The 13,137-nt window shown below is 44.5% G+C and carries 9 protein-coding genes; 2 read left to right on the top strand and 7 right to left on the bottom strand.

Translation table 11 applies throughout. The features are described from left to right. Positions 1 to 12: 12 nt before the first annotated feature. From C1H71_RS16045 to C1H71_RS16015, 7 genes are all read right to left on the bottom strand, one after another. Entirely contained in the window at positions 13 to 1,785 is a 1,773-nt protein-coding gene (locus tag C1H71_RS16045) for an ABC transporter substrate-binding protein (protein ID WP_130107451.1), read from the bottom strand. Positions 1,786 to 2,039: 254 nt separating this feature from the next. Beyond that, positions 2,040 to 4,040: a M3 family metallopeptidase gene (locus tag C1H71_RS16040; protein WP_130107450.1), complete on the bottom strand. Its 2,001-nt coding sequence runs from the start codon at positions 4,038 to 4,040 to the stop codon at positions 2,040 to 2,042. Positions 4,041 to 4,195: 155 nt separating this feature from the next. After that, positions 4,196 to 4,615 (bottom strand): ExbD/TolR family protein, encoded by a 420-nt coding sequence (locus C1H71_RS16035; RefSeq protein ID WP_130107449.1) that lies wholly within the window; start codon positions 4,613 to 4,615, stop codon positions 4,196 to 4,198. Between the two features lie 69 nt (positions 4,616 to 4,684). After that, the gene (locus tag C1H71_RS16030; RefSeq protein ID WP_130107448.1) at positions 4,685 to 5,122 is read right to left on the bottom strand and encodes an ExbD/TolR family protein; all 438 of its coding nucleotides are present in this window, start codon (positions 5,120 to 5,122) and stop codon (positions 4,685 to 4,687) included. 2 nt (positions 5,123 to 5,124) lie between these two features. Then, positions 5,125 to 5,862, bottom strand: coding sequence for a MotA/TolQ/ExbB proton channel family protein (locus C1H71_RS16025; RefSeq protein WP_223145898.1), 738 nt, complete (start codon positions 5,860 to 5,862; stop codon positions 5,125 to 5,127). A gap of 33 nt (positions 5,863 to 5,895) precedes the next feature. Next, entirely contained in the window at positions 5,896 to 6,540 is a 645-nt protein-coding gene (locus tag C1H71_RS16020; protein WP_262488312.1) for a hypothetical protein, read from the bottom strand. Positions 6,541 to 6,926: 386 nt separating this feature from the next. Beyond that, positions 6,927 to 9,422: a TonB-dependent receptor plug domain-containing protein gene (locus C1H71_RS16015; protein ID WP_188053356.1), complete on the bottom strand. Its 2,496-nt coding sequence runs from the start codon at positions 9,420 to 9,422 to the stop codon at positions 6,927 to 6,929. 783 nt (positions 9,423 to 10,205) lie between these two features. Here C1H71_RS16015 and C1H71_RS16010 point away from each other — a divergent pair. Next, the gene (locus C1H71_RS16010) at positions 10,206 to 10,901 is read left to right on the top strand and encodes a crotonase/enoyl-CoA hydratase family protein (RefSeq protein WP_130107445.1); all 696 of its coding nucleotides are present in this window, start codon (positions 10,206 to 10,208) and stop codon (positions 10,899 to 10,901) included. 669 nt (positions 10,902 to 11,570) lie between these two features. Further along, positions 11,571 to 12,845, top strand: a complete 1,275-nt coding sequence (serS, locus tag C1H71_RS16005) for a serine--tRNA ligase (protein ID WP_130107444.1) — start codon at positions 11,571 to 11,573, stop codon at positions 12,843 to 12,845. Positions 12,846 to 13,137 lie beyond the last annotated feature (292 nt).

Here is a 13,137-nt window from a genome sequence, read left to right as displayed (position 1 = left end):
CAAAATGAGTCATTATTTTTGAATATCCAAATAACGCCACAGCGTATTAAATTGTGGATGGGGTTTATAGCCCTTAATCCAAGCATGCGTTAAGTAATTATTAAACCGCGTATCGGCCATAACCCAAGGCGTATCTGCCATCATCACTTTATTCATCTGATCATACAGCGCATTACGCTCTGGGCTATCAACCATTTTTTGTGATGCTTCATATAATTTATCGTATTTAGGCGAGCTATAGCAGGCGTAATTTTCGCTACCAATATTCTTGCCATAGAGCATCATGGTGAAATTATCGCCATCGGGGTAATCTGCCAGCCATGCCGCACCATCCATACCATAGGTGCAGGTACGCAATGATTTAACTTGCTCATTCCATTGCATTTGTCTAAATGCCACTTTAACTTTAATTAGGTCAAAAGCTTTTTGCCAATATTCATTCCACTGTTTATCAATACCTGTAGTGCCGGTAATAAAATCAACCACCAAGGGCTTGCCATCGGGCAGATCACGTTTACCATCCACACCTAATTTATAACCAAACTCATCGAGCAAGGCATTCGCTAAAGCGGGGTTATATTCAAATGCCGCTCTAAAGTTAGGATTATGCCCAGCCACATTCGGCGGGATAATATATTGCGCTTTTACCGCTTGATTACGGCGAATATTACGAATCGTATCTGTAGTATTAAAAGACATTGCAATTGCGCGGCGTAAAGCAATTTTCTCTTTACCCAAGCCCCCCAAGACAGGGTCTTTCATATTAAACACATAGTAGGTAATTTCTTCAGCCAAATCGCGGTGAAGCTTAATCCCTCTTTTCTTTAAATCTGGTTTTAAATCAACACGCCAAGGATCACTAGGGTCGAGTAACATAGAACCACGCACCAGCGGCTGAGGCATACTACTTAAATCTAAGTCCCCATTTCTAAAAGCCAACCATCTTGGCTGCTCTTCTTGAATGATTGAAATTTCAATTCGGCCTACTTCAGGAATAGTTTTACCATTCATTTCTTTAGCGAGCTGCTGATCACCAATATCATCGCCCGCCTTATAGGCAATTATTTTTTTTCTATAATTAGGATTTGCCACTAGGGAAATATGCGTGCCTGGCTTCCACTCACTTACCATGTAAGGGCCAGTGCCAACAGGGTGCGACATCGTATTATCGGCGTAAGCCTCTATAACTTCACGTGCAACTGCACCCAAATGCGGCATAGCTAATACATACTGTAATGCAGGATAAGCATCTTTAAGCGTTAATTGCAAAGTATAGCGATCAAGGGTTTTAATCCCCTCAACGGTAACGTCGTAATTTAATTTGCCATTCTTGGCCGTTTTAACCCATTCATCTAAGCCAATAAATTTACCAGCAATTAAATAGCCAGTTGGGGAGCCAGTAGTAGGATCTACCAAGCGCTTTAATGAATAAACATAATCAGCCGCAGTTAATTCACGCGTTTGGCCTTTAAATACCGGATCAGGCGCAAAATAAATACCTTTTTTAAGATGGAAAGTTAATACCTTGCCATCTTCACTGACCTTTGGCATTTCAGCCAGTGTATTCGGGATGAGCTTGGATGGTCTTGCCATAAAATCATAGGTGAGCATGGGATCGAATACGTTTTCTGTAATCGAGCTGGAGTACACATCAGATACCTTAGCCGGATCAAAACCGGTTTCAGGCGCAGGAAATGCCACCCGCAATACCTTGCTCATATCCGCCGCCAATACTGGCTGGCTTAATAGCGCCCCCGCTATGGCGATGCTTAATCGTTTTTTCATCACCGTCTCCTCTTTTAATCTGTCATAAGGCTGTGGCAAATGTTTTATCTTATAAATAAATACATTCGCATCAATTTAAGAATGTGGCTCAAAATAAATCCCGCAGGACTTATCAAAACAAAACCGTCATCCCCGAGTGTTTTTGTCGGGGATCCAGTAGCGCCACTGGATTCCCGCCAAAGGCCTGCGGGAATGACGATATGTTAAAAGTGAGAAATGAATACAGCCAAGTCCTAAGTCGTCATTGCAACAAGCTATTTCTTAGCTGTCTTTGTAGATGCACCACGCTGACCACTAATTTCTTGAAAGAAGGCATCGGCATTAGGTTTGCGGCCAATAAATTCTTCAACTAATTGCATCGCGGGGCGTTGGCCGCCATTTTCTAAAATCAATTCGCGGTAACGCTTGCCCTGCTTCACATCCATCACATTGTTGCCATAAGCCGATAACATATCCAACGCCAATACTTCAGACCACATATAGCCGTAATACCCTGCCGCATAGCCACCCACGATATGCCCAAAAGTGCCAGGAAATTCAGTGCCAGCCACATAGCCCAGCGGTGTTTTGCCTTCCATCTCTTGCCATACTGCTTGTGGATCACCGGCATTTTTAGCCGCTAAAGCCATATCAAATGCAGAATAAAGCACTTGGCGAGCGTATTTAAGGCCTCGGCCAAAGCGGCGGGCGTCATCCATTTTTGCAATCAATTTTGGATCAATCGGTTTGCAACTAGCGCAGGTATCATTGAAGAGTGCTTCCGCTTCTGGACGACGCGCCCATTCTTCGTACATTTGTGATGGGGCCTCAACAAAATCACGCTTCACCGACGTGCCCGCCTGCATGCTGTAACGGGTTTTAGACAGCACGCCATGCATTACATGACCAAACTCGTGGAAGAGCGTCTCTAATTCATCCTGATTAAAGCCTTCACGGCTAAAGTTAGTAACCAGTACGCTTACAGGGGTTTGCCCGCCCAGCACGCTTACACCACGCACAGGAAAAGCGGCTGCGTGCTTATATTTGCCATCACGCGGGAATAAATCAAGATAAAAACTGGAGAGGTATTTTTGGCTGGCTTTATCAAATACATCGTAAGCGCGCACATCGCTATGCCAGGTTTTTAAAGCGGCATTAGGGCGAAATTCAACGCCATATAAAGTGCCGGTGACATTCATCATCCAAGCAATCGTTGGCTCAGTTGGAAACTGCTCACGCACTTGTTTTTGATCAAGTTGATAGCGGCTGGCTTTTAGTTGCTCTTCATAAAACGCGACATCCCAGCGCTTGAGCTGGCTATCGGCCTTGCCAGTAAAGCGGGCTTTTTCTTGGCGCAGCTCTTCAATGTCGGATTTTTCTAGCTCGCTCACGCGCGATTGCACGTCACTCAGGAAAGTATTGACGGCCTCGGGGGTGGCTGCCATTTTATTACGCATAGCAAAGGCAGCGTAGCTTGGATAGCCGGTTAAATCAGCCAGCTGTTGGCGTAGTTGCACCACTTCTTTTAAGATTTGCAAATTGGCCGCACCGCCAATTTTCATCCGCGCAATATAGTAGCGCTCACGCGTTGTTTCTGATTCTGCATAGCCCATTACCGCATCAATTTCTGGGTAATCAAAGCCCAATACATACTGCCCTGCCGCATTTTTCTTTGCTGTTTCTAAAAAACGAGCGGCAACGCCTGTTAATTCAGCGGAGCTAAAGCTGATCTTGGCCTGATTATCACGCATATTGCGCGAGAAATCCTGCTGCAGTTTTTCTATTTTATTAAAGATCGCCAGCAATTCGGTACGCTTGGCTTTGGATAGATTTACGCCACGGTCTTCAAAATTATTTAGAATGTCGGCCCGCGCTTCAGCATCAATTGCGTCTTTAGGCTTGAGTACTTTAAAGCGGCTATATAAAGCTTCACTTTGTAAAACATCATTCATTAAAGCTGACATTTTCAAATTGCATGCATCTGCCGTTGCACGTACCGCGCTATCAGGGCTAACTTCTGATAATAAACCTGCGGGCCCACCAATTTTATCAGCCAATTGGTTAATCCTATCCCACTCGGCTAGCGTATTAGCTGCATTGACCTTATTTAACGGTAATTTTCCTAATTTTGTAATTTTGCCCTTCGCTTGATCAATACCTTGCTGGCATGACTGCACCATTTGTTCTGCATTAGGCAATAATAATTCGCCGCTTTGCGCCGCATACAGGGGCGCCGATGCAAACAAGACACTAATACATATCGCTAATTTATTCATTACAGCCCCTGTGATTATTACTCTATGTTATTTTAAATTTAAAATAGGCAAACAACCGCGCATATAAGATGCAAGCCGCTATTTATAAAAACCTTGTACTTAATTTTTATTTGGGTAATGCAGAAAAGCTAGGTGTGAAAACACACCTAGCTTTTTTACTGAATAAACTGTTCGTGACCAACAATACCAATCTTTTTAACACCTAAGCGCTGGGAGCTGGCCAAGACCATTGCTACCGCTTCATAATTTGCATCTTTATCAGGGCGAATATGAAACTCTGGTTGAACTGCTTTTTGTGCGGCGGTTTCAAGATTTTTTTCTAATTCAGCACGGTTAGCCAAAGGAGTACCTGCCCAAGAAATAACATTGCTGCTATTAATATCGATCTGGACCACTTCTGGTTTTTCAGTTGGCTTAGAAGGCGAATTAACCGGCATATCCAATTTAACAGCGTGTGTTTGAATTGGAATGGTGATAATCAACATAATTAATAGCACCAGCATCACGTCAATCAATGGCGTGGTGTTGATTTCCATCATCATATCGTCATCATTACCGCCAACGTTCATTCCCATAATTACTCTCCACAGGGATGCTTTGCATATCAGAGACGGGGCTAGCCCGCCTCTGTCATCTAAAAGCTATTAATTTCTTGCTGGTGGCTCGGTAATAAAAGCAATCTTTACAATACCTGCTCTTTGTACCGCTAATACAATCCGCCCTACCGAGCTATATTTAGAAGACATATCGCCGCGAATATGGACTTCCGGTTGAGGATCCATTTTTGCAATTTTCACCAAACGCGCCAGTAATTCTTCATCTGACTTAATTTGGCTGATATTCCAATAAATATTACTCTTCTCATCCACGCCTAAAATAATGTTCTCAGGCTTAGTTTGGGTAGGGATATTCATTTCCTTTGGCAAAGTCAATTTAATGGTTTGCGTTACAACAGGAATAGTGATCAAAAAGATAATGAGCAGTACCAGCATCACATCCACCAAAGGCGTGGTATTGATGCTAGATATGACCTCATCTTCATCGTGGCTAGATGCCCTTTGTCCTGGCCTCAGATATCTCATAATTACTTAGGTGTGCTGAGTAAATTGGTGTGCAAGCGTGCAGCAACGGTGTGAACCATTTCTACCACCAGTTTGTTGCGACGAACCAACCAGTTGTACCCCAGTACCGCAGGAACCGCGACAGCCAGACCAATCGCAGTCATGATCAGTGATTCACCCACTGGGCCAGCTACTTTATCGATAGACGCTTGGCCCGAGATACCAATTGCTGTCAGCGCGTGGTAAATACCCCATACAGTACCAAACAGACCCACGAATGGTGCAGTAGAACCAACGGTTGCAATCACCGACATCCCTGCCTGCATCTTGCTGGCAGCATGATCCGCCGCATCGTAGGTTGCCATAGATACCCAAGTATTCAGGTCTACGTTTTTGCTTAATTCGCCGCTGTGCTCACTGGCCGCTTGTGAACCCGCGTGCGCCACCGAACTATAAATACCGTCGTCTTTCAGTGCTTTTGCTTTAGTGAGCAGCTCTGGGCCACGCGCTTTGAGCAAATCACGGCCAATTTTAATTAAACGACGCTGATCTAAAACTTTAACAATCGACACGTACCATGTGGCTGCCGACATGGTCAGCAAAATAACTAAAGTCCCTTTGGCTACAAAGTCACCTTGGGCCCACAAAGCGTCGATGCCATATGGATTGGCAACAGCTTCAGTGGTATTCGCCAAAACTGGCAAAGCACATGCAGCTGCAGCAGCTGCAAACATAAAAAATTGGCGGGAGAACTTAGCCATGATTTACTCCATTCGTTAAAGTGAGGGACTTAATTATTCAGATTCAAGTTTGAAAGAAAGCTCTTGCTCAAAAGTCGTATCCGCTTTGCAGTGATTGCCTTGCAAAGATTGCTTAGCTGCTTGCAAAAACTGACTGCGAAAAGACATTGGAATCCCACTAGAAAACTTAGAGCTGATGATTTCACTCAGTTTCCCTTCGGCGTTGGTTTTATAAACAAGGGTGACAATGCCACTAATGTCTTCACCCAGCGCTTTACGTGGATACTCCAGACCACCAAATTTAGAGCAATTCCCTGCGGTTGAAATAGGGCCAACAGGGGCAGGCGCGGCTGTAGCTTGCGGTACTGCCGGAGCCGAAGGCGCTTTTACTTCTGATGTTGCTTGAATCGTATTAACTGACTGCGAAGTTGGAGCAACAACCGGCGGCGGCACATATGCAGGCTGCTGCTGTGGAGGTGGAGGCGCGGTCTCCTTCACCACTTTCTCAATTTTTGGCGGTGGCGGCGGGGGTGGGGGTGGCTCACTAATCACAGCCACTTCAACTTTCTGCTGAATGACCTTGACCAAATCCTTGCCTAAACCTGTAACTAGCGCATAGACAACGAGCACATGCAAGGCAGCCACTCCAGCCAAGCCCACTGCACGACGATCACGTGCGTTCTGGCCAAAAGCTTCCACTATGCTCTCCTTAAAAAATGTTTCGTAAAAAACTTAATTAGTTATTAAGCGGTAATATACTTAACATTACTCTAGCCAATAAAAAAATTCACTAGGGTTTTCTCTAATTTTTGTAAAAAAATCAATAAAACCAAACAAAAAAATCAGATGAAAGCATTAGTCTCTTCTGTTTTTTTTCAAAAGGCACCGTTACATAAATTTTCAAGCATTCAGAAATAAACAAATTGGAATAGGATAATAAATAAGAAGGATTTCCCACCTTTGCATCATAAACAAAAAAAGCAGCAAATAAAAAAATAAAAAGTTATATCTTTATACTACATAAAAAATTACTTTCCCGAACAAACACCCGCAGAGCAAACAAGCTCTGCGGGTAATTTTTTTAATTAGAAAGAGTACTTAGCACCCAAGGAGAAGAAACGGCCACGTACGCTATACAACTCTGCAAAACCCATTTGGCTGTTATTGCCGTTCACGTTTGCATTAGAGAAGGGTGGCATATTATCAAACAAGTTTTTTACAGCAGCGTCAATCTTAAGGTTTTTAAAGCCTGAGTAACTCAAGGTCAAATCAGTCTCGGTATAGCTAGGCACCTCACGAACGTCAGGGCCAATTGGCGCTGAAGCTGAATTTGGTAGCTTCCTATCATAGAATCCTGCCGTCGTTTTAACTGCAATAGCACTACCCCATGAACCGTTATCCGCCTCTACCCTAAATGTATTTCTCCACTGAGGATTGTTATACACACCATTCCAGTTTTCTAATTCATTATCAATATTAACCTTTTCATTGGTTAAGTAATAAGAGTTTGTATTACTGAAAGTGAATATTCCAAATTCAGTTGGCAATCTAAATTTAATATCTGTATCAATACCTTCAACAGTCAAGCTAGTAAGATTTTGAAGTGCCGTATTGATAAGAATGCCGCGTGCATCGTACTTATAAGCACCATGCTGGATAGCCTGTAACTCTGTAGGCGTATCAATCACATCGCTTTTTTCTGTTTTCCACCAGTCAATGGAGCCACTGAATGGTCCATATTCAGCCACAACACCGAAGTTGAATGACTTACCGGTTTCAGGCTTAAGCGCTGTATTACTACCAGTAGTAAGATACCCATCCACTTTACAATTCTTTGGCTGGCCGAGAGCAGCGCACTCCTCAGGCGTTTCTACGGTATAAGCCCCCTCTCCTGCACCGCCCGATAATTGCTTCAGTGTTGGCATGCGGAAACTTTCTGTATAGGACGCACGAAATAACACTTCTGGAATAGGCTGGAAGCGTGCGGCCAAGCGTGGTGATGCTTTTGAATCTGAGTCATAACTATCGTAACGGACAGCCGCTTGCAACTCCAAGCTCTTCAGGACAGGAATCGACAATTCTGCATAAACAGCTTTTGCATTACGCGAAGCATCTACCGCGCCCTGCTGAATACTCCCAAATACCCCACCATCCTGACTTAACTGATCAGGGGTGTCTTTAACGGATTCACGTGTAGCCGAAACGCCAACAGCATAAGCCAAAGCGCCACCTGGCAAACTAATACCAGTTTCGCCACTTACCTTTGCATCAAAGAATGAAAGCGAACTTTCACCCTCACGACGCGGAGTCACTTTAAGAGCATCAACAATGGCTTGATTATTGTTTGTTGAAGTGCCATCAATCGCACCACTTTCTAATGCCGCAAAAAACTTATCGCGGTCCAAATAATTGCTATCTTGATTAGTCTGGGTGCTTACACCATGACCAGCGGCAATATTCCAGTCAAAACCATTTGTTGAACCTTCAATGCCTGCCACGAATTGGTACATTGAAGAATCACGATCAGTAATACGTGGTCCAGCTTGCATAAAGCGACCTTGATACTGCTGCACCTTCCCCGCGGTATACATCGTATCAGGCGCAGGTTGCGCCTCGAAGTGATCCTGAGTCTTGGAGTAAAAGCCCTGCAAAAACGCACGAATATCGTCATTAATTTTTACAGTACCAAGCAACATGCCCGTCTGGCGATCAGCACCGTTGTAAGCTGTCAGAATGCTGTTATTAAAATCAAACTTACACTTACCATCGGCACCTAACAATTCAGTAGGACAAGGCTTAACCTGACCTGTACCACCTTTATTAATATTGCCATAGGGTGAGAAGTTACTACGGCCATCTTTACCGCCATAGCTTCGAAAATCTACTGACTTTGTTAAGTCACGGTCTTTGCGCAGAATTGCATCGCGCTTAAAAATATCAAAACTTCCGAATACATTAAAGCCTTGCTCATCCAAGTCGCCATAGCCACCGCTCATACCAAAGTTTTTTTCCGTACCATCGCCTCGGCTGGATTGGCCAACATTGCCACGAATTTCTCCACCCTGATAATTCTTCTTGGTAATGAAGTTCACCACACCACCAACTGCATCAGCACCATATACCGCTGAGCCGCCATCCTTGAGAATTTCAACACGCTCAATTGCGGAAATTGGAATCATATTCACATCAACACCGGAAGGTGACGCAGTATCTCCAATTGCACTAACTGGCAATCTACGACCATTTAGTAATACCAGAATATCTCCTGTTCCCAAACCACGCATCTTGATATTTGTACTGCCCGATGCTGACGGTGCATTACTAGTCAGCTCTCCTTGATCCATAATATCCATTGAAGAGATATTTTTGAGCAACTCATTCACAGAAGCCGCACCAGTTTTTTCAATTGCTTTACGGCTAATTGTCTCAACAGGTGTCGCACCCTCTTTCTTAATCCGCTTGATACTCGAACCCGTTACTTCAACGCGCTCAACCTTATTTATTTTTTCTTCAGCATGCACATTAAGAGCCGCGCCAGCGCCAATGAGTGCAATTGCTACTGCTAGTTGTTTCGCTTTCATGAAAGCCCCCTGATATTTTAGACTTACAATACAAAGCTCACTGATGAAGTGAACCCTCTCGCCCTGCATGCCGCTTTTTATTTACGCGACTTTCGCTAGGTAAAAATTAACATAGGTGAATAATGTCAATGTAACGATATGTAACCAATCAAGAGGGCTATGTAGGCGTAATTTATGAGTTGTTTGTGCTCGATTATTCATGCAAATCAAAAACCCACCAGCAAGCTAGGGATACTCCCAACTTGAGCCACTTATAGCAAATTTTGCAGTTTTCCTTCTTCTTCAAGCCATTTTCACGACCGTAAGCAAAATAATTTAGCTCATTTTAATCAATAAGATAGCCGAACAACTTAAGTTAAACGCATAAATACCCCTAATAAATACGGCGTAACCCGTAAGATTTTTTTAAAGCATCCATTCATCAACTAAGGTTTTTCTTAGGAGCATTTTAAAGAAATCCAAGCATTTTTATGCCTTTTTAATAGCAAAGTAGGTAGTTTTAAGTCCATTAAAATCCGCTACACAGGATAAAAACACTCCAAAATTATTAGTTTTACGTCATAAATTATTTATATTGAGTAAATTTCAAAAGAAATTTATGAGTGATATCTACCACACTCTGCAACAATCAAAACAAATTAAAAAGCATACTGAAATATTCACGTCATCTTTTTGTTGAATATTGTAAATAATTACTCCAGCACTGCAAGCGGACTAACCCCACTTTACCCAATTATCCAGAGCAGCTAAGGTCTGCACTTACCCATTCAATAAGAGCCAACTATGAGTTCACTTGTGTCTTACCAATTAGAAGATGGCATTGCTACGCTGGTTTTAGCCAATGGCAAGGTTAATGCCATCTCTATGGAGGTGATTACCGCCTTCAATCAAGCGCTCGATCGAGCCGAGCAAGATCAAGCCGTGGTGTTAATTACGAGTTATGCAGGGCTACTATCCGCTGGCTACGATCTGAAAGTAATGACTTCGGGCTTGGATAACGCCGTTCCTTTAGTTACGGCAGGCTCCATGCTTAGCCGCCGTCTACTGGCCCACCCCTACCCTGTTATCGTGGCCTGCCCTGGGCATGCGATCGCTAAAGGCGCTTTTTTATTACTTTCTGCGGATTACCGTATCGGCGTAAATGGGCCATTTAGCATTGGCTTAAACGAAGTGCAAATTGGCATGACCATGCCACAAACCGGTATAGAAATCGCACGCAATCGCCTAAGCCCTGCGGCGTTTCAGCGCTCTGTAGTCAATGGGGAGATGTTTAATCCAGAAGGCGCTTTAGCCGCTGGCTTTTTAGATATGCTGGTTGCACCAGAAGCGCTAGCCATCAGCGCCTTAGCCGTTGCTCAGTCGCTTAAAAAAATCAGCATGAAGGCGCACAAAAATACCAAACTAAAGGCACGCAAAGAGCTACTTACCGCATTAGATGCCGCGATTGAGCTGGATAAAACAACGCTAAGCTTGGATTAAATAAGTGACTGGTACCTAAGATCTGTTGACGTTTCATTCGCCATTGCGCTAAGCCGGAAAACGGCCAAGCACAAGGCATGTGACGAAGGCAATAACGAGGAGCATAACGCAGTGAATGGCCCTTTTCCGACTCAGCCCTTCGGGTTTAGCCCCTTTTTGGGGCTGTACTGCCATGAATGAAACGTCAACAGATCCTAGCAGCCTGTCGGACTTAAGCGATCGTAGCGAGGGAAAGACCGGTTTGAGACAGATTTCGTGGGTTTTTGAGGCGAATAGCTAGCTACTCAACGAAAAAATGCGTGAAATATGGCCAAATCCGGCTTTTCCGTATTAGATCAGTCTTAAGTCCGACAGGCTGCTAGAGGCAGCAGCCCACAAGAAAATTGAGGGGCGTTACTTGTTGCACTCTATTTATTAAGAGCGTAGCAAGCATCGCCTCTCAATCATTAAATACGCGTGCCATTTTTGGCCCTATATTGCCAAATAGTGTAGTCATCTTGGTCAATACATAGGTGAGAGCCAACAAAGCAACCCCACATTTATAACTGCCCCCGCGTCTTCCGCCTCTATTAATATAGGCTTTCTAGATTTGGCTTAAGATTTTAGGTTTTTAAGAGTTTGCCAGCCGTGTAAACTATCAACCATTCATTGAAAAAAAAGACGACGATTATGCTCGATATCAACTTACTCCGTACCGACTTGGAAAACGTGGCTGCACGCCTTGCCAGCCGCAAGTTTATTCTTGATGTGAACGCCTTCTCCGCACTAGAAAACGAGCGCAAATCGCTGCAAACACGTACCCAAGATTTACAAGCCAAGCGCAATGCCAGCTCTAAGCTGATTGGCCAAGCCAAAGCGAAAGGCGAGGATGTATCGGTCATTATGTCCGATGTTGCCCATCTAGGTGACGAGCTAAAAGCCGCTGAAACCGCACTGGCTACGCTACAAGAAAAAATCAATGACATGCTGTTGTCCATGCCTAATCTGCCGCACGAATCCGTGCCGGTTGGCAAAGACGAAACCGAAAACGAAGAAGTACTACGCTGGGGCACACCACGCATATTTGATTTTGAAATCAAAGATCACGTCGATCTAGGCGGCCCGCTGGGCCTTGATTTTGAAACCGGTGCCAAATTATCTGGCGCGCGTTTCACTGCGCTGCGAGGCGGCATTGCCCGTATGCACCGCGCATTAGCGCAATTTATGCTCAACACCCATACGCTAGAGCATGGCTACGAAGAGGTTTACACCCCTTCTTTGGTGAACGCAGCCAGCATGATGGGCACGGGGCAATTACCTAAGTTTGAAGAAGATTTATTCAAAGTAATCCGCCCAGATGCCGAACCACTGTATCTGATCCCTACCGCCGAAGTGCCTGTCACCAATTTTGTTCGTGACAGCATCGTGAAGCTTGAAGACTTACCGATGAAATTCACCGCGCATACGCCGTGTTTTCGCTCAGAAGCCGGTGCCTATGGCCGTGATGTGCGTGGTTTGATTCGCCAACATCAGTTTGAAAAAGTAGAGCTGGTGCAAATTGTTCACCCAGATGAATCACTCAGCACACTAGAAACGCTTACCGGCCATGCAGAAGCCATCTTGCAAAAGCTGGAATTGCCTTACCGCAAAGTAAACCTCTGTACGGGCGATATGGGCTTTGGCTCGCAAAAAACCTACGACTTAGAAGTATGGCTGCCTGCGCAAAACACTTACCGCGAGATTTCTAGCTGCTCCAGCATGGGCGCCTTCCAAGCCCGCCGCATGCAAGCCCGCTTTAAGAATGAGCAAGGCAAGAACGAGCTCGTTCACACCCTCAACGGCTCAGGCCTTGCCGTAGGCCGCACCTTGGTCGCCGTATTAGAAAACTACCAAAACGCAGATGGCAGCATTACCATCCCTGCGGTATTACGCCCTTACATGGGTGGCTTGGAAGTGTTGAAGTAAGAATATTAAGTGCCTTGAAAAGCCGCGACCTTAGGTAGCGGCTTTTTTATTGCGCCATCTATCAAAAACACACAATAAAATTACCACAACCTTGCAAAAAATCGCACAAAATATGCCGTTTACTTTAAACTGCCGCTCATTCTAATAAACACGAGCTGTAGAATGGCTGCCATTAAATACACCGCACCTCTTTTTGCCCTTTTACTTGCTGCATGTGGTGGAGATGAAAGCAATACCGATATCGTAGTGGCTCCGCCCTCAACGAGCTCCGCCATTTCACAATTACTACTGG

The organism is Iodobacter fluviatilis (assembly GCF_004194535.1).
Classification (GTDB): Bacteria; Pseudomonadota; Gammaproteobacteria; order Burkholderiales; family Chitinibacteraceae; genus Iodobacter; species Iodobacter fluviatilis_A.
Note: the sequence above shows the minus strand (reverse complement) of the source record. Positions and strands in the feature narration are given on the sequence as shown.